This window comes from Hymenobacter segetis (assembly GCF_054776495.1).
The window spans coordinates 639,790-656,688 of record NZ_BAAHBV010000001.1 but is presented as its reverse complement, the minus strand read 5'-3'; the positions used below and the strand labels follow the sequence as shown (position 1 = coordinate 656,688).

The 16,899-nt window shown below is 60.5% G+C and carries 14 protein-coding genes; 10 read left to right on the top strand and 4 right to left on the bottom strand.

Translation table 11 applies throughout. From position 1 onward, the window contains the following. Positions 1-46: 46 nt before the first annotated feature. From ACYU70_RS02875 to ACYU70_RS02865, 3 genes are all read left to right on the top strand, one after another. Entirely contained in the window at positions 47-3,466 is a 3,420-nt protein-coding gene (locus ACYU70_RS02875) for a methylmalonyl-CoA mutase family protein (RefSeq protein WP_342298229.1), read from the top strand. A 103-nt stretch (positions 3,467-3,569) separates the two neighbouring features. Then, entirely contained in the window at positions 3,570-4,283 is a 714-nt protein-coding gene (locus tag ACYU70_RS02870) for a TRADD-N-associated membrane domain-containing protein (RefSeq protein ID WP_342298230.1), read from the top strand. Between the two features lie 299 nt (positions 4,284-4,582). After that, the gene (locus ACYU70_RS02865) at positions 4,583-5,584 is read left to right on the top strand and encodes an NADP-dependent oxidoreductase (protein ID WP_342298232.1); all 1,002 of its coding nucleotides are present in this window, start codon (positions 4,583-4,585) and stop codon (positions 5,582-5,584) included. 270 nt (positions 5,585-5,854) lie between these two features. Here ACYU70_RS02865 and ACYU70_RS02860 read toward each other — a convergent pair whose 3' ends face one another. Continuing rightward, the gene (locus ACYU70_RS02860; protein ID WP_342298233.1) at positions 5,855-6,373 is read right to left on the bottom strand and encodes an SgcJ/EcaC family oxidoreductase; all 519 of its coding nucleotides are present in this window, start codon (positions 6,371-6,373) and stop codon (positions 5,855-5,857) included. 830 nt (positions 6,374-7,203) lie between these two features. Then, positions 7,204-8,118, bottom strand: a complete 915-nt coding sequence (locus tag ACYU70_RS02855) for an outer membrane beta-barrel protein (RefSeq protein WP_342298234.1) — start codon at positions 8,116-8,118, stop codon at positions 7,204-7,206. 201 nt (positions 8,119-8,319) lie between these two features. Between ACYU70_RS02855 and ACYU70_RS02850 the strand changes: the two genes are divergently transcribed. After that, a complete protein-coding gene (locus tag ACYU70_RS02850) occupies positions 8,320-10,254 on the top strand; it encodes an acyl-CoA synthetase (protein WP_342298236.1) in 1,935 nt (644 codons plus the stop codon). Positions 10,255-10,343: 89 nt separating this feature from the next. Here the strand turns inward: ACYU70_RS02850 and ACYU70_RS02845 are convergent, their stop codons facing one another. Continuing rightward, positions 10,344-10,781 carry a hypothetical protein gene (locus tag ACYU70_RS02845; protein WP_342298238.1) on the bottom strand — a complete coding sequence of 146 codons (438 nt, stop codon included), beginning with the start codon at positions 10,779-10,781 and terminating at the stop codon, positions 10,344-10,346. A gap of 70 nt (positions 10,782-10,851) precedes the next feature. Further along, positions 10,852-11,940, bottom strand: a complete 1,089-nt coding sequence (locus ACYU70_RS02840) for an adenylate/guanylate cyclase domain-containing protein (protein WP_342298240.1) — start codon at positions 11,938-11,940, stop codon at positions 10,852-10,854. Between the two features lie 214 nt (positions 11,941-12,154). On the opposite strand from ACYU70_RS02840, the gene ACYU70_RS02835 reads away from it, so the two are divergent. The 6 genes from ACYU70_RS02835 to ACYU70_RS02810 all read left to right on the top strand — a co-directional run bounded on the left by ACYU70_RS02835 (position 12,155) and on the right by ACYU70_RS02810 (position 16,853). Next, positions 12,155-13,030 (top strand): aldo/keto reductase, encoded by an 876-nt coding sequence (locus ACYU70_RS02835; protein WP_342298242.1) that lies wholly within the window; start codon positions 12,155-12,157, stop codon positions 13,028-13,030. Positions 13,031-13,208: 178 nt separating this feature from the next. Further along, a complete protein-coding gene (locus ACYU70_RS02830; protein ID WP_342298243.1) occupies positions 13,209-14,285 on the top strand; it encodes an OmpA family protein in 1,077 nt (358 codons plus the stop codon). 93 nt (positions 14,286-14,378) lie between these two features. Continuing rightward, on the top strand, positions 14,379-14,942 hold the full coding sequence (locus tag ACYU70_RS02825; protein ID WP_342298244.1) for a pseudouridine synthase: 564 nt from the start codon (positions 14,379-14,381) through the stop codon (positions 14,940-14,942). 120 nt (positions 14,943-15,062) lie between these two features. After that, complete coding sequence (locus tag ACYU70_RS02820; protein ID WP_262905905.1) at positions 15,063-15,197, top strand: hypothetical protein; 135 nt, start codon at positions 15,063-15,065, stop codon at positions 15,195-15,197. 237 nt (positions 15,198-15,434) lie between these two features. Next, complete coding sequence (locus ACYU70_RS02815; RefSeq protein WP_342298246.1) at positions 15,435-16,067, top strand: FKBP-type peptidyl-prolyl cis-trans isomerase; 633 nt, start codon at positions 15,435-15,437, stop codon at positions 16,065-16,067. Positions 16,068-16,163: 96 nt separating this feature from the next. Next, the gene (locus ACYU70_RS02810; RefSeq protein WP_342298247.1) at positions 16,164-16,853 is read left to right on the top strand and encodes a hypothetical protein; all 690 of its coding nucleotides are present in this window, start codon (positions 16,164-16,166) and stop codon (positions 16,851-16,853) included. Positions 16,854-16,899: the final 46 nt, after the last annotated feature.

The following is a 16,899-nucleotide window of genomic DNA, read 5'->3' as shown; positions in this document are numbered from 1 at the left end:
GCCGGGGCGTTTTTCGTACCTTCGCGCACCCAAAAACGACTTTTCTATGCACCCCGCTCCCACCGCGCCCTACAAGCCTAAAAACCACGTTCGCATTGTCACCGCCGCCGCTTTGTTCGACGGGCACGATGCGGCCATTAACATCATGCGCCGCATCATCCAGAGCAGCGGCGCGGAGGTGATTCACCTCGGGCACAACCGCTCGGTGCAGGAAATCGTGGATTGCGCCATTCAGGAAGATGCCCAGGCCATTGCCATCACCAGCTACCAGGGCGGGCACAACGAGTACTTCAAGTACATGCACGACCTGCTGAAGGAGCGCGGCGCGGGCCACATCAAAATCTTCGGCGGCGGCGGCGGCGTGATTCTGCCTACCGAGATTGCCGAGTTGCAAGGCTACGGAATCACCCGCATCTACTCGCCCGATGATGGCCGCGCTATGGGCCTGCAAGGGATGATTAACAACCTGCTGGAGCAGGCGGATTTTCCGACCGGCGAGAATTTGAACGGCGAAGTGGGCCACGTGAAAGAGAAGGACGCCCGCAGCATCGGCCGCCTGATTTCGGCGGCGGAGAACTTCCCCGAGGAGTTTGAGCGCGTAAAGGGTGACCTGGTAGTTGCGTTTCAGACCAGTGAAAACGAGCAGAACCAGAATCTGAGCAACCGTCGCCCCGCGCCTATTCTGGGCATTACCGGCACGGGCGGCGCGGGCAAATCCAGCTTGGTGGATGAGCTGGTGCGGCGCTTTTTGATGGATTTTCCGGATAAGACCATTGCCATTATCTCCGTCGACCCCAGCAAGCGTAAGACCGGCGGGGCGCTGCTAGGCGACCGCATTCGGATGAATGCCATCAACTCGCCACGGGTGTACATGCGCAGCCTGGCCACGCGCCAGAGCAACCTGGCGTTGAGCAAGTATGTGCAGGACGCGGTAGACGTGGTGCGCGCCGCCAACTACGACCTGATTATCCTCGAAACCTCCGGCATCGGCCAATCCGACACCGAAATTATCGAGCACTCCGACGCCAGCCTGTATGTGATGACGCCCGAGTACGGCGCGGCCACCCAGTTGGAGAAAATCGACATGCTGGATTTCGCCGACGTTATAGCGCTGAACAAGTTTGATAAGCGCGGGGCGCTGGATGCGCTGCGCGACGTGCGCAAGCAGTACCAGCGCAACCACGGCCTCTGGGACACGCCCACGGACCAGATGCCGGTGTTCGGCACCATCGCCTCCCAGTTCAACGACCCGGGCATGAACCGGCTGTACCGGGCGGTACTGAAGATGCTGGAAACCAAGACGGGGGCCCTATTTGCTTCGCACCTGGAAACCAGCGCCGAGGACTCGGAGAAGATTTACATCATCCCGCCGCACCGCACGCGCTACCTCTCCGAGATTGCGGAGACGAACCGCGCCTACGACCAGCGCGTGCGTGAGCAGGCCAACATCGCGGAAGTGGCCGGGGCGTTTGCGAAGCTGGAACAGCACTACCGCGACGAGAAAAAGAGCAGCGACAGCATGGTGGGCGAGTTCGAAAAGAACAAGCAAACGCAGCTCCGCCGGCTCGATGCCGACAGCCAGGCCATTCTCGAAAACTGGGAAAACACGCTGCAGAACTACCGCAACCCGGAGTACGTGTACTCGGTGCGGGGCAAGGAAATCCGGGTGCAGACGCACACCAAGTCGCTCTCGGGGAATATGATTCCGAAGGTGGCGGTGCCGCGCTACACGGGCTGGGGCGACCGGCTGCGCTGGGCCATGCAGGAGAATTTCCCCGGCGAATTCCCCTACACGGCCGGCGTGTTCCCCTTCAAGCGCGAGGGCGAAGACCCGACGCGGATGTTTGCCGGTGAAGGCGGGCCGGAGCGAACAAACAGACGTTTTCACTACGTGAGCATGGGCCTGCCCGCCAAGCGCCTGAGCACGGCCTTTGACTCGGTGACGCTGTACGGCGAGGACCCGGATTTGCGGCCCGACATCTACGGCAAAATCGGCAACGCGGGCGTAAGCATCGCCTGCCTCGATGATGCCAAGAAACTGTATTCGGGCTTTAATCTGGCCAACCCCAGCACGTCGGTTTCGATGACCATTAATGGCCCGGCGGCTACGCTGGCGGCGTTTTTCATGAATGCGGCCATCGACCAGCAGTGTGAGCTATATATTAAGGAGCACGGGCTGACGGAGGAAGTCGATGCCAAAGTCGACCAGATTTTCGCGGCCAAGGGCCAGCCCCGTCCCCGCTACCAGGGCGAGCTGCCGGCCGGTAACGACGGTCTGGGCCTGCTGCTGCTCGGTGTGACGGGCGAAGACGTACTGCCGGCCGACGTGTACGCCGCCATCAAGGCCAAGACGCTGACGCAGGTGCGCGGCACCGTGCAGGCCGACATCCTGAAGGAAGACCAGGCGCAGAACACCTGCATTTTCAGCACCGAGTTTGCCCTGCGCCTGATGGGCGACGTGCAGGAGTATTTCATCACCGAGAAGGTGCGGAATTTCTACTCCGTGTCCATTTCGGGCTACCACATTGCTGAGGCGGGCGCCAACCCGATTACGCAGCTGGCCCTCACGCTGAGCAACGGCTTCACATTCGTGGAATATTACGTGAGCCGGGGCATGAGCGTGAACGACTTCGCGCCCAACCTGAGCTTCTTCTTCTCCAACGGCATCGACCCCGAATACGCCGTGATTGGGCGGGTGGCGCGCCGCATCTGGGCCAAGGCCATGAAGCTGAAGTACGGTGCCGACGCCCGCAGCCAGATGCTGAAGTACCACATCCAGACTTCGGGCCGCAGCCTGCATGCCCAGGAAATCGACTTCAACGACATCCGCACCACGTTGCAGGCGCTGTATGCCATTTACGACAACTGCAACTCGCTGCACACGAATGCCTATGACGAGGCCATCACCACGCCCACCGAGGAATCGGTGCGCCGGGCCATGGCCATTCAGCTCATCATCAACCGCGAGCTGGGGCTGGCCAAGAACGAGAACCCGCTGCAAGGCTCCTTCATCATCGAGGAGCTGACCGACCTGGTGGAAGAGGCGGTGCTGCTCGAATTCGACCGCATCACGGAGCGCGGCGGCGTGCTCGGGGCCATGGAAACCATGTACCAGCGCGGCAAAATCCAGGAGGAAAGCATGCACTACGAGATGCTGAAGCACACCGGCGAGTACCCCATCATCGGGGTGAATACCTTCCTCTCGTCGAAGGGCTCGCCCACGGTGGTGCCGGCCGAAGTTATCCGGGCCACGGAGGAGGAAAAGCAGTACCAAATCGACATGCTCCAGCTGCTGCACCAGCGCAACGCCGACCAGGCCCCGGCGCGCCTCAAGCAGCTCCAGCAAGTGGCCGTGGCCAACGGCAACCTCTTCGCCGAGCTGATGGAAACGGTGAAATACTGCTCGCTCGGCCAGATTACGAACGCGCTGTTTGAGGTCGGCGGGCAGTACCGGCGGAATATGTAGTTTGCATAAGATTCTTAACAAGCCAGTATGGTTCAAAAACGGAATCATACTGGCTTTTTCATTACAAACAAGTCATCATATGTCATCAACTCTCACCAGCATCGTGTTTGAAAAATTAGGCCAAGTTATATTTTTCAATAAAAAAATACGAAATGCAACATTGTTCATTAATTTATTGGCCATAGTTTCGGGCATAACTTTATTAATATATCTAACCTTATATGGAACCAAAGAACAGCTCAGCTATTATGTTAATTTTACCTCAATTTTCTTTTTTATAATACCTATAATCACAGCTTTCTCATTTATATCTTACTTAATTTCTTCCAGAAAAGGAGTAACTGAAATCGAGTTAGATAAGATACACCAGGAAAGGGAGGAAATAACCCAAAAAATAGAAGACAAAAACGACTTAGATATTTTCAACACCATCCAATTAAGCTTAAATCAGCTAAACGAATATTATGCTATCAATAAGGGGCAAGCCAGAAGCAGTTTCATGTTCAGCATATTCGCGATAGTAATTGGGTTGATAACAATATTAGGCGGTATTTGGCTTAAGTATTTTGAAGTAATAAAAATAGAAGTAACTTATTTAACAACAATTGCTGGCGTTATTTCAGAATTTATAGGAGCAGCCTATTTCTTCATGTACAAAAAAAGTATAGAGCAAGTTAATTTATTTTTTGGTCAATTAATAAAAATTCAAGACACAATGCTATCTATCAATCTTGCGAAAAACAATCCTAACGCAGAAAGAAGAAGCAATTTAGAGGAACGTATAATCTTGTCTCTGCTTGAAAGAAGCTTAAAGTAGAAATACTTATGACCAATAATAAATCTTGCCTTCTCTTAATTGGCAAGGGTTTAGTAGAAATGGAGACTTAACTTCAAATGCCACAAGGCAAAACTTCCGGAAAATCCCCCACACCCTGCCTTCCCCACCTCGGGAGGGCAGGGTGTGGTGCGTAAAGGCCCCTCGCCGCCCAGCCGGGCGCGGCGCAGCGACGCGGCCCGCTTCGGCAGCGGCTTTGGGGACGCGGGGCATTTATCCTACCTTGTGAGGGCTACATCTCGCGTCCGCTGGATGAGCGCACTCCCTCAACACTTCGCAACATGAAGGCATTTGTACTAACGCGTTACGGCAGCAACAAAGAGATACAGGCCGCCGAGATGCCGGAGCCGCTGGTAAGAGCGGATGATGTGTTGATTCAGGTCAAAGCGGCCAGCGTCAATCCGGTGGATTTTAAAATCAGGGACGGGCAACTCAAACAGGTGCTGCCACTGCGCTTTCCGCACATTTTGGGCAACGACGCGGCCGGCGTGGTGGCGCGGGTTGGGGCGAATGTGACGCAGTTTAAGCCCGGCGACGAGGTATATGCCCGGGTCGACGTGGACCGAATGGGGGCTTTTGCCGAATATGTGGCCGTGAACGAAGCGGCCGTGGCCCCCAAACCCACCAGCAGCACCATGGAAGAAGCCGCGGCCATGCCGCTGGTGGCCCTCACGGCCTGGCAAACGCTGCGCGACGTAGGCCAGCTGCAACCCGGGCAACGGGTATTCATTCACGCCGGCTCGGGCGGCGTGGGCACGGTGGCCATTCAACTGGCGAAACACTGGGGGGCTTTTGTGGCCACTACCACGAGCACGGCCAATGTGGATTGGGTGCAAAAGCTGGGGGCCGACCTGGTCATTGACTACAAAAAAGAGGCGTTTGAAAACGTATTGGCGGGGTACGACCTTGTGTTGGACACGCTGGGCGGGGACGCGCTGGATAAGTCTTTCCGGGTGCTGAAAGCCGGCGGCAAAGTCGTTTCCGTGGCCGGGCCGCCCGACCCGCAGTTTGCCAAAGACCAAGGCATGAACTGGTTTTTGCAGCAGGTGATACGGCTGCTCAGCTTCCGCATCCGCCGGCTTGCGAAAAAGCATCACGCCAGTTATTCCTTCCTGCTAATGCACCCAAGCGGCGCGCAGCTGCGCGAGCTTGGTTCGCTCATGGATGCCGGCATCGTTCGGCCGGTGGTGGACCGGGTGTTCCCGTTTGAGGCCACCAAGAAGGCGTTGGAATACCTTGAAACCGGACGGGCCAAGGGCAAAGTGGTGATTAAGCTGAGCTAAATTTTTACTCGAAACCGGCAAAGGTCAGGAGCTTTACCTGTTGCTTTCCCTGTCGGAAGCGAAGTCGTTGGGGTGCCGTTTTGCTATATTACCTGCACGCGGCCCGCTTCGGCAGCGGCTTGGGGCGCTTCCCAAGTGCCCGCCCCTACTCATTATAGCAAGAGCTTAGATAACCACAGGGAGCCAAACAAAAACCGCCCCGGCAGCTAGAGCAGCTACCGGGGCGGTTTTCATTGGGGATTGGCTGGCCAAATCTGACCAGCGGGAGGCTTACTTTTTGGCGCTGGCAACGGCATGGGTCTGTTTCATGGCCTTTTCGTCAATTGGGGTTACCTGGCCGGCCGCCGCCAGCCACTGGCCGCTTTTCTTCACCAGCACCATGGTTTCGATGGCCCGCCAGGGCGCTTGCTTGTTGGTGCCCCGGTCGACGCCATCCGGGGGGTAGGAAGTGCCGATGAGCATTTCCTCATTCGCCACCGCCACATCCGGCGCAATGGAGCGCACCGTCATGTTGGAGGGCTTGAAGGGCACCCCTTTGTACATCGAGCTGAAAAGCCCCGTATGGCCCTGTATCACCTGCTGCTGCCCACTCCAATGCATGCCAATCGGGGTGATGAAGCTGATATCCTTGGTGGTGTAGGTGGTCATTTCCTGAAAGTGGTGATTGTTCAGGTTGGCGTCCCAATGGCTGATGACCGCACGAATGGCCTTGTCGTCGGCGGGTGCTAGCTGGGCCGAAGCCAGGTGACTGGCCAACAATCCGACGATACCTAGTAATAACTTTTTCATGGCATTGGAGTGCGAAAAGTGAAAAGATGAATGTATCGGGGCAATGCTAACTGGCAAAAAAGGCCGGCGGGCATGGTCAATACCCACCTGCTGCCAGATATCGCAGCGAAGACAATCAAATATAGTAAATAATATATTTATAATATTATTTTACCCATTCCTTCTTACTCCCTAACTGCGGACTAAAAGCAGGGCGTTACGCTAGGCTTAAAATCGAACGGGTTCAAGCATAGCGGGTCGCACTCCGCACGGCTGACGTGAGTCCTGCCTTTGCCGCTCATCAAAACCATTGTGTTAAAGCGCCTAAACAGAAGTGTAGCTCGCCAAAATGCAGAAGGAAATAGTTTGGCCAGGCTGAACTTGCTGAACGCGCATGGCAAGGTGACGCAGCGCCTGAGGCAGTAGCCAGTCCCGCTGGTACTTGCGGCCCGGTGCCTACCTTCATTCAACTGCCCACTAATGCAGGCCCGGATACACATGCTGCGAACCACCCTCCTGATTAGGCTACTGGCCGGCCTTATCTCCTGCTCCCGAAATACGGCGCATACACTGGCGCGAGTTTAGGCGTAGCCGTAACTCGTGCCTACCATCCGGGCGAGGCTGCGCCTCGCAGCCGAACGACCCGGCAGCCCGTGACGGCGCGGTATGGCCTTGCCGCGTTGCGGCAGCGCAGGCGCAGCCTCCGCGTCAAGGGCAGTCACGAGTTACGGCTGCGCCTAAACTCGCGCCAGTTGGGGTGGCGTGAGCGGGGTAAGCAGCAATAAAAAAGGGGATGGCCTGCGCGCAGGCCATCCCCTTTTTTTGCTTTATGCGCGTGCTCCCGGCCGGCGCTAGAGGGCGCTGGCGGCTTTGGCGGGGCTGAAGAAGTAGGTGGCCGTGAGCTGGGCCACGCGCTGGCGGTAGGCCGTGGGCTCGGTGCTGAAGGCGGGGGCCTTGCCGGTTTGCTGGTTCACGAGGCCCAGGCCGTAGCCGAGCTGCACCTGCACAGCCCGGAAGCGGTAGCCGATGCCGGCATTGAGGCCGGCATCGAAGCGGCGGGCCACCACGGGGCCGCTGTTGGCGTCGTAGGGCGCGGGGTAAGTGTTAGCGTTGCTGCCGGTGCCTGTGCCCGTGACCGGAGCGCCGGGGTAGGTGTCGCGGTAGATGAAGAACGTGTTGCCGTAGTTGTAGTAGTTGTTGGTGCTGCTACTGCTGCCGCCGTTGTTGCTGGTGGAGTTGCCCTGGTTTTCAATCTCGGTGCGCCCGCCCATGCCAAACGCCACGTAGGGCCCGGCAAAGACCTGGAAGCCGTGGTCGCCGCCGGTGGTGTACACCAGGTTTACGGGGATTTCGAGGTAGTTGGCGCGGCTGGTGCTGTGCAGCTTCTCGGTGAGGGTGCTTTTGGAGAAGGGAGCGCCCCCAAACGAGTAGGTGGTCGTGGTGGTGGCATCGAGCGTTTGCTCCACCCCTTTTTGAGAGAACAGCACGGCCGGCTGCAGGGCCAGGTTGCCGAAGCGCACGTCCAGTACCGCGCCAAACTGCGGGGCAACGATGGCCTGGCGATTGTAGCTCTGCTGCGTGTTCGATACGATGGTGGCCGTGCCGCTGTTATTATTGCTGAACTGGTAGGCGGGGTCGTCGCCGGCACGGGTGGCCAGGTTGGCCCCGGCACGCAGGCCCAGGCTGATGGTGGTTTGGGCCCGGGCAGCGGGCGCGGCGGCCAGCAAAGCGGCCACGGTGGAGAGGGAAAGGAAGCGGAGCGTCATTAAAATGAGTAGTTGTTAAAAAAATGAAAAGGCAATGATTCCGGCGAAGGTAATGAGCGGTTCTTAACCGGGCAGGCCCACCCGGCCCAGCCGTAGCAAGCGCCTGGGTACGTACCCAGGGTGGCCGGGCGGCTTCCTGCCTACTTTTGATAAAAAACCGATTTTCTACGGCTTCTGCCAACTCTTCTCCCCCTCTTTTACATGCCGGGCTACCGCAACCTCGACGACATATTAACCATTGAGCAAACGCCGCTGGCCGCCCAGCCCGTGCCCGCCCACACCCTGGCCCTGCTCGAACGCGGCCGCGACCGCAACCCCGCCGCGCTGGCCCTGCGCTTCGTATTCAGCGGCGAGCGGCCCACCGAGTCGGTCGATTTCACCTACGCGCAGCTGGTGCAGCGCTGCTACCAGACCGCCAACATGCTGCACGAGCTGGGCGTGGGCCCCACCGACGTGGTATCGTACCTGCTGCCCAACCTGCCCGAAACCCACTTCACGCTCTGGGGCGGTCAGGCCGCCGGCATCGTGAACCCGCTGAACCCGCTGCTGGAGCCAGCCCAGATTGCCGAAATCCTGAACGCGGCCGGCACCAAGGTGCTCGTCACGCTCCGCGCCTTCCCCAAAACCGATATCTGGCAGAAGGTGGCGGCCGTGGCCCCGCTGGTGCCCACGCTGCGCACGGTGGTGACGGTGGATTTGCTCGATTATCTGCCGCCGACGCAGCGGCTGCTGGTTAGCGCAATGCGACTGGTGCAGCCCAAGCCCAGCCTGCCGGGCATTCAGGTGGTGGATTTCGCGCAGGCCAGCCGCCGCCAGCGCGGCAACCGGCTGGTATCGGCCCGGCACATTGCGCCCACGGATGTGGCCTGCTACTTCCACACCGGCGGCACCACGGGCACGCCCAAAATCGCGCCGCTCACGCATTATAATATCACGAGCACCACGTTTGCCTCCTCGCAATTGCTGGGCGGCGAGGCCGCGCCCGAGCGGCTGGTGTTCTTTTGCGGGCTGCCGCTGTTCCATGTGAATGGCGTGGTGGTGACGGGCAGCGTGCCGTGGCTGCTGGGCCACACGGTGGTGCTGGGCAGTCCGGCGGGCTACCGGGGCCCGGGCATTCTCGATAATTTCTGGCAGCTGGTGGCGCACTACCGCATCTCGCTGTTCAGCGGCGTGCCCACCATTTTCAGCAAGTTGCTCACGTTGCCGGTCGAGGGGCACGACTTAAGCTCGTTGCGCTACGCCATCTGCGGGGCCGCCCCGCTGCCGGTGGAGCTGCTGCGGGCGTTTGAAGAACGCACCAAGCTGCGGCTGGTGGAAGGCTACGGCTTCACCGAAGGCAGCTGCATCAGCGTGGTGGGGCCGCTGGCGGGCGCGCCCATGCCGGGCAGCATCGGCCTGCGCGTGCCGTATCAGGACGTGCGGATTGTGATTCTGGACGAGCTGACCGGCGAATTCCAGCGCTTCGCCGAAGCCGAAGAAAGCGGCGTAATGGTGGTACGGGGCAGCAATATCTTCCACGGCTACCTGCAGCCCGAGCACAACAAGGGCATCTGGGTGGACACCGGCGACGGCCAGGGCCCCTACTACAACACCGGCGACCTGGGCCGGATGGATGCGCAGGGCGGCTTCTACATCACGGGCCGCAAGAAGGAACTCATCATCCGGGGCGGCCACAACATCGACCCCAAAGTCATCGAGGATGCCCTGATGGCCCACCCCGCCGTGGCCCTGGCCGCCGCCATCGGCAGCCCCGACGCCCACGCCGGCGAGCTGCCCGTGGCCTACGTCACCCTCGCCCCCGGCCAGGAAGCCACCGAGGGTGAGCTACGCGCCTTCGCCGAAGCCAACATTCCCGAGCGCGCCGCCTGGCCTAAGCAGGTTTACACGGCGGCCGAATTGCCGCTCACGGCCATCGGCAAAATCTTCAAGCCGGCGCTTGCTAAGCAGGAAATCAGCCGGGTGTATCACCGCCACCTGGCAGTGGTGCCGGAGCTGACGGTGGATTCCATTACCGTGCGCGACGACAAGCAGCGCGGGCTGGTGGCGGAAATTTCGGTGAGCGGCGCGGCTGCGGATGAAGCTATTGTGCAGGCCCTGCTGGGGATGGCGGTGCCATATGACGTGCGGCGGGCATGAACGATGTAGGGGCGGGGCCTGTCCCCGCCCGCCCTTTCGCATCGTTGCAATGTATTCCGTTCAACGACGGGCGGGGGCAGGCCCCGCCCCTACGTCAGCAACCGGGCCTGGTGCGCGATGTTTATAAGTGCCGGCGCATTCTGGAGCGTGGCCAGCACCACTTCCTTGGCGGCCTGCTTCAGCTCGTCTTTGCTGATGTCGCGGGTTTCTTCCTGCACCAGCTCGGCCAAGGCCTGGAAGGCGTGTACCAAGGCTTCGCGGCGGGGGCACTCGGCGTGCAGCTCGGCGTAGACGGCGGTGAAGTGCTGCTTGATTTTCTTGCGCCGGATGCGGAAAACCGACTCTTTGCTCACTGAGGGCTGGATGGAATCGAGCAGCGCCACCAGGGGCAGCAGCTTGGTGGCGGTGGTAGCTACCGCGCCGGTGAGGCTGGGCCGGCGGGCTTTCTCGGTAGCGGCTTCAGGCATGCTGCCCTGGGGCGGCGACACCGCTTCGGGCTCGGCGAAATCATCGAAATAAGTAGCCATAAAAGCCTTTTCGGGTAAGCGGCATTGGTTGTGCAAAGGCGAAAATAACAGGCAATTGACTACCGCCCGTTCATTGGATTTCGGCCGAATACAATGCCACGGTGCCGGCCTTGCCTCGCAGCGGAAATGCGCCCAGGGCCTCAAACTTAAATTCGGGCGGGTGCGGAAGCGCCTCGTAGAGCGAGGCCGAGAGCAGTAGGCGGCTCTGCAGGGCGTTGCACTGGGCCTCGATGCGGGCGGTGGTATTGAGCACATCACCGTGAAAAACCAGCTCGGTTTTCACCGCGCCTACCTGGGTGGCCATCACCGGGCCGCCGTGCAGGCCGGCTTTGAAGGCGGGCACGGCCCCGTAGGTGCGCAGGTAGTAGTCGCGGCGGCGATTGATGGCTTCCTGCATGGCAAAGAAGCAGCGCACGCACCGGGCCTGCTCAATGCCGGGCCGCCACTCCCAGGTCACCACGATTTCATCGCCCACGTACTGGTAAATTTCGCCCCGGTGGGCCACGATGGGCGCGCCCATGTCGAAGAAAAAGTCGCGGATGAGGTGGCTGTACCGCTCGTTGCCCAACTCTTCGGCTAGCGCCGTGGAGCCCTTCACATCGACAAACAGGAAGATGCGCTGCTCGGCCACCGGGTGGTGGTAGCGCCCCAGAAACAGCCGCAACAGTGCGGGGCGGCCTATCTTATTACTAAGCTGATAGAGCAATGAGGTGAATAAGCTGAGGATGCCATAGCCCGTGAGCAAGCGCACGAAAGCCTTGCCCTCGGGCCGGATGGCCAGGGCGCGCCAGCTTTGGAACCCCTCGGCATCAAGCGCGGCCAGCAGGGTGTTGTCGACGGCATTGCCGAAGATGCGGCGGATGAGAAAGAGCATCAGCCAGAAACCGGCCAGGTAGAACAGCATGCCCAGGCCCAGCCGCGCCACCAGCCGCACCCGCGCAAACAGCTGCGGGTACACGTACACTTCGAGCGCGGCCACCAGCAGCCCCACCGGCCCGCCCACTTCCAGCGCCAGCCGCACATCGAGCCCCGAAAGTGTGCCGCGCACCAGCAGCACCAGCAGCAGCGTGCCCAGCACAAAAAACAGCGTGAGCGCCAGCACCGAATGCCAGTAGAACCGTTGCAGGGGCCGCCGCCAGGGCGAGGAAGTGAAAGCCATAGAGCGCGAATTACGCAGAAATTGCGCTGGTTAGCCCGTCATGCTGAGCGGAGTCGAAGCATCTCTACTGCGCGAGCAATTCATTTACTACTGCGGTAGAGATGCTTCGACTTCGCTCAGCATGAAGCCCAATTCCCGCTAATGGTCCGTTTTATATTTCAAACATCCCGGCCCGCCAACCGTCTTCTAACTACCTAACCCCTTAACACTGCTCATGCCCACCATCACCATTGCCCAAAACTCCGCCCAGCCGCTTACCGTCAACCGCCTCGGCTACGGCACCATGCGCCTCACCGGCCCCGAAATATGGGGCGAGCCCGCCGACCGGCCCCAGGCGCTGGCCATTCTGAAAAAAGCCGTTGACTCGGGCGTAAACTTCCTTGACACCGCGGACTACTACGGCGAGGACATTACCAACCGCCTCATCGCCGAGGCCCTGCACCCCTACCCGGCCGACCTGATTATCTGCACCAAAGTGGGGGCCACCCGCAAGCCCGACAAAAGCTGGGTGGCTTTTAACACCCCCGAAAATCTGCGCACTGCCATCGACAACAACCTGCGCACCCTGAAGCGCGAGCAGATTCAGCTGGTACACCTGCGGCTGATGGGCCACGGCGCGGTGCCGCTCGATGAGCAGCTCGGGGCCATGTTTGAGATGCAGCAGGAAGGAAAAATCCTGCACGTGGGCCTGAGCAACGTGAACCGCGAGGAGCTGGAAGCCGGCCTGAAGCTGGGCGAAATTGCCACCGTAGAGAATATGTACGGCTACGCCCAGCGCACTTCCCTGAGCGCGCCGTACGGCGAAACCCGGGGCGGCGAAGAAGTGCTGGCCCTGTGCGAGCAGCACGGCATTCCGCTCATCCCCTTCTTCTCGCTGGTGCACGGCCTGCCCAACGCCGGCAACAAGCTGGCCGAAATAGCCCGCAAGCACAACGCCACCGAGGCCCAGCTCAACATTGCCTGGCTGCTGCACAAGTCGCCCTGGATTCTGCCCATTCCCGGTACGTCGTCGCTGGCGCATTTCGAGGAAAACATCAAGGCGGCCGACATCAAGCTGAGCGCGGAAGACATGGCGTACCTAGCTAGATAGCGCCGATGGTGGAAGTAGCCCGGAAAATAAAGACCGGGCAGCAGGCCGCCTCCGACAGTAAGCAACATTGTCATTATCCCTGCTAAAAGGCTGCCAGAATGTGTTCCGGCAGCCTTTTTGTATGACCGGTGTCCATAACTCGTCCGACAAAATTCCTGGTCTATTTATTTCTGACGACATGAAACGCCGCTTTTGGTATGGCCTGGGGGCGCTACTGCTGGCCGCCCCGGTGCACGCCCAATCCCTGACGGGCATATGGCAGGGAGTCGAATCTGAAACCAGCAAGCCCAATGCCTACTGGCCCGCCGTGCTGCGCCTCCAGAAAAGCAAGGGCACCGATATATTCGGCGTGCTCTACCAGGAAGTGGGCGGCAACCCCGGTATTTCGGTCACCTTCCAGATGCAGGGCGGCCGCACCGCCACCGGCCTGCGCCTCGAACACGAGAGCAAGCTGAACGAAACCGGCCGCACCCCCACCAGCTACTGGTGCGACGGCTCCATCACTTTCACCTACGACCCCGCCCTAGAGAAGCTCACCGGCCACGCCACCTACCGCCCCGTGGGCGACTGCAGCGTGGGCACGTTCACCTTCTACCGCGTCAAGCTGAAATCGCCGGCCACCGTTCCGGCCGGCACCGAAAGCACCATCCGCGTATCGGGCCGCAACGTGCTCTGGTTCGCCGATGCCGAGCTACAGCAGCCCCTGGCCGCCGGCAACACCTACCGCACCAAGCTCAGCAAAACCACCACCTTCTACCTCAAGCAGGCCTATTACCCAACGGAGCAAAGCCCGGTAGTGCCCATCACCATTCAGGTAAGCGGGGCCAAACCGACCCCGGCACCCACGCCCCCGCCACCACCCACGCCGCCCGCCGACTCAGTCGCCAAAGCTCCGGCCGTGCCTGCGCCTATTCTGCCCGCCGCGCCAGCTCCAGTGGTGCTGCCCACCGTGCTTTTCCGGCTGGGAACGCCCGAGCTGATGCCCACCGCCGCCCCGGCCCTCGACCAGCTGGCCACCGAGCTCAAGGCCCGCCCTACCTTGCGGCTGCGCATTGCCGGCTACACCGATAAAATCGGCGAGCCCGACAAAAACCAGCTCCTCTCCGAGCAGCGCGCCGATGCCGTGAAAGATTACCTGGTAAAAGCCGGCATTGCGCCCGAGCGCCTCAGCACCATTGGCTACGGCGACTCGCACCCGCTCCACCCCTCGCCCGACGCCCGCAACCGGCGCGTGGAAGTGGAGGAAATAAAATAACTACCCCGTAGCGCGGACTCTGCGAGTCCGCGCCTGCCAACACAATCCGCCGCCCACGCGCAGACTCGCAGAGTCCGCGCTACTTCCCAAATCATGTCCCATCGCCACTTTCTCATTCACAAGCCCTACGGCTACCTCAGCCAGTTTGTGGGCGAAGCCAAGAAGAAAAAGCTGGGCGAGTTCCACGATTTCCCCGAAGGCATCATGGCCATCGGCCGCCTCGACGAAGACAGCGAAGGCCTGCTCCTGCTCACCACCGACGGCCAGATGAGCGAGTACGTACGCAGCAAAAAGGTCGAAAAGGAATACTATGCACAGGTCGACGGGCAAATGACCGAAGATGCTTTAAACCAGATGCAGGCCGGAGTCGAAATCGGCATCCACGGCGAGAAATTTCTCACCAGCCCCTGCGCCGCCCGCCGCCTCGACCCTGCTCCCAGCTTCGCCCCGCGCACCCGCAAAATCCGCGACGACCGGCACGGCCCCACTTCCTGGGTCAGCATTACCCTCACCGAAGGCAAATTTCGCCAGATTCGGAAGATGACGGCGGCCGTGGGCTTCCCCACGCTGCGGCTGTTTCGGGTGCGGGTGGGCGATATCTGGCTTGGTGACCTAGCTCCGGGCGCGGTAGTGGAAGTGCCGGACTTCGGTTTGTAAACCCCGCCAGCGTGGATTAGTCCATTATTAAATCATTATTTTATGCTGCATGCATAACATTTAACTTCGACTGTCGTATCTTTGCACCAGCATTCGACACTAGCCTTATGCCTTATTGATATGAAAAAAACCACTGCTTTCTCGTTTTCTTCGCTGCTGCTTCTGGGCGGCGTGACCTACCTGGCTGCCAAACTGGCCGACCTGGACCTGACGTTCTTCTTCCACGGCGACGACGACCAGCACCACTACTGCTAAGCCTTATTTTATCGTTACGCAGCATTCTATCAGTGTTATTACTGAAAAAGCCCGGCCCATTAGCCGGGCTTTTTTGTTATCGCATCGGCCAATGCGGCGGGCCCGGGCGGTTCGGCGCGGCTTTTGGAACCTTGCCCCGGCAACGGCGTAACCCGTTCAACACTTTTTTCACCGGCTGCCGGTGGTGGCCCTCGTGGCCGCAGCCGCGGCAGCTTCACCAATCCCCCTCCTGGTTTTATGAACCTCGATTCCCACCAAGCTCAGGTGAGCTACATCATTGGCCGCGACTTGGCCCGCAATTTTGCCCAGCAGGGCCTCGAATTGGACGTTGATACCTTGGCCGGCGCGCTGAAAGAAGGCCTCCAGGGCCTCCCCAGCCGCCTCACCCAGGAGCAGATGCAGGCCGCCATGCAGCAATTGCAGGAGCAAATGGGCGGTGCCGACGAAGACGATAATTCCCAAGACCCCGAATCCATGAAGAACAACAAAGCTGAAGGCGAAGCCTTCCTCGCCGAAAACGCCAAAAAGCCCGGCGTCACCACCCTGCCCAGCGGCCTGCAGTACGAGGTAATCACGCAGGGCACCGGCGCCAAGCCCACCCTGAAATCGTCGGTAACCACGCACTACCACGGCACCCTGATTAACGGCACCGTGTTCGACAGCAGCTACCAGCGCGGCCAGCCCGCCACCTTCCCCGTCAACGGCGTAATTGCCGGCTGGACAGAGGCCCTGCAGCTAATGAACGAAGGCTCGAAGTACCGCCTCTACATCCCCTCCGACCTGGCCTACGGCAAGCGCGGCGCAGGCCGCGACATCCCCGGCGACACCGCGTTGATTTTCGACGTGGAGCTGCTGAAAGTGAACAACTGAGCGAGCGTAGCGGCGGGGGCCTCCCCCGCCGCTACCCGCACGGCGGCCCCCGCCTGGAGCCGCCCCACCAGCACCATTCCGGCTGTTTCCAAGACCATGAATCCCTTTGAAGCTCAGCCCCCCGCTGACCAGCCCAACGTGGCCCCGGAACAACCTTCCGGGGCCTCTTTGCTGCCTACACCCGGCGCGGAAGCTGTGCCCGCGCCAGCCGCGCCCTACTACCAGCCCGCCCCGCCCCCCGAGCCACTGCCGGAACTGCCGCCCCTGCCCGAGGAGCGGTCCGCCGACGGCCGCGTAATTCTCACGGATAACAGCGTAACGGTGCGAGGCCGGCAATTCTCGCTGCGTGAGTTGGAACGGGCCGACATCACGCCCGTAAAGTGGATACTGTGGTATCTGCTGGGCGGCCTGGGCTTGGCCTTTGTGATGATTGCCTTTCTGCAAAACCAGCTGCGCACCGGCCCGGCCATGTTGGGCATGGTAACCACAGCGCTGCTGCTGGCCTACGGGCACCGCGGCACCAACCGCCTGCGCCTGCACCGCCTGGGCCGCGAGGTAGTGAACTTCGCCCTGCCCGGCGAAACCGCGCCCTGGCAGCGCCTCAGCGCCGAGCTGAACCGCCGCATCTTCCGCTTGCATGACTACGATGCCCGCCGGGCCGCCGCCGAGCTGGCCGCCCATGACGAAGCCATGCGCTTGGCCGCCCAGCAAGCGGCAGACGCCGCCGCAGGCTTCGCTGGTCCGGCAAGTCCTTATGACCCGACAGCTTACAATACTGGTGTCTGATTTAGCCGACTACCGGCGTACTGCCGTAAGGCTGCTGGCCGGAGCG

Excerpts from the sequence above, each read along its gene's own strand:
- ACYU70_RS02825 (WP_342298244.1), top strand. The coding sequence starts at position 14,379 with ATGTCCCATCGCCACTTTCTCATTCACAAGCCCTACGGCTACCTCAGC.
- ACYU70_RS02840 (WP_342298240.1), bottom strand. The coding sequence starts at position 11,940 with ATGGCTTTCACTTCCTCGCCCTGGCGGCGGCCCCTGCAACGGTTCTAC.
- ACYU70_RS02835 (WP_342298242.1), top strand. The coding sequence starts at position 12,155 with ATGCCCACCATCACCATTGCCCAAAACTCCGCCCAGCCGCTTACCGTC.
- ACYU70_RS02845 (WP_342298238.1), bottom strand. The coding sequence starts at position 10,781 with ATGGCTACTTATTTCGATGATTTCGCCGAGCCCGAAGCGGTGTCGCCG.
- ACYU70_RS02875 (WP_342298229.1), top strand. The coding sequence starts at position 47 with ATGCACCCCGCTCCCACCGCGCCCTACAAGCCTAAAAACCACGTTCGC.
- ACYU70_RS02850 (WP_342298236.1), top strand. The coding sequence starts at position 8,320 with ATGCCGGGCTACCGCAACCTCGACGACATATTAACCATTGAGCAAACG.
- ACYU70_RS02815 (WP_342298246.1), top strand. The coding sequence starts at position 15,435 with ATGAACCTCGATTCCCACCAAGCTCAGGTGAGCTACATCATTGGCCGC.
- ACYU70_RS02810 (WP_342298247.1), top strand. The coding sequence starts at position 16,164 with ATGAATCCCTTTGAAGCTCAGCCCCCCGCTGACCAGCCCAACGTGGCC.
- ACYU70_RS02820 (WP_262905905.1), top strand. The coding sequence starts at position 15,063 with ATGAAAAAAACCACTGCTTTCTCGTTTTCTTCGCTGCTGCTTCTGGGC.
- ACYU70_RS02830 (WP_342298243.1), top strand. The coding sequence starts at position 13,209 with ATGAAACGCCGCTTTTGGTATGGCCTGGGGGCGCTACTGCTGGCCGCC.
- ACYU70_RS02860 (WP_342298233.1), bottom strand. The coding sequence starts at position 6,373 with ATGAAAAAGTTATTACTAGGTATCGTCGGATTGTTGGCCAGTCACCTG.
- ACYU70_RS02855 (WP_342298234.1), bottom strand. The coding sequence starts at position 8,118 with ATGACGCTCCGCTTCCTTTCCCTCTCCACCGTGGCCGCTTTGCTGGCC.
- ACYU70_RS02865 (WP_342298232.1), top strand. The coding sequence starts at position 4,583 with ATGAAGGCATTTGTACTAACGCGTTACGGCAGCAACAAAGAGATACAG.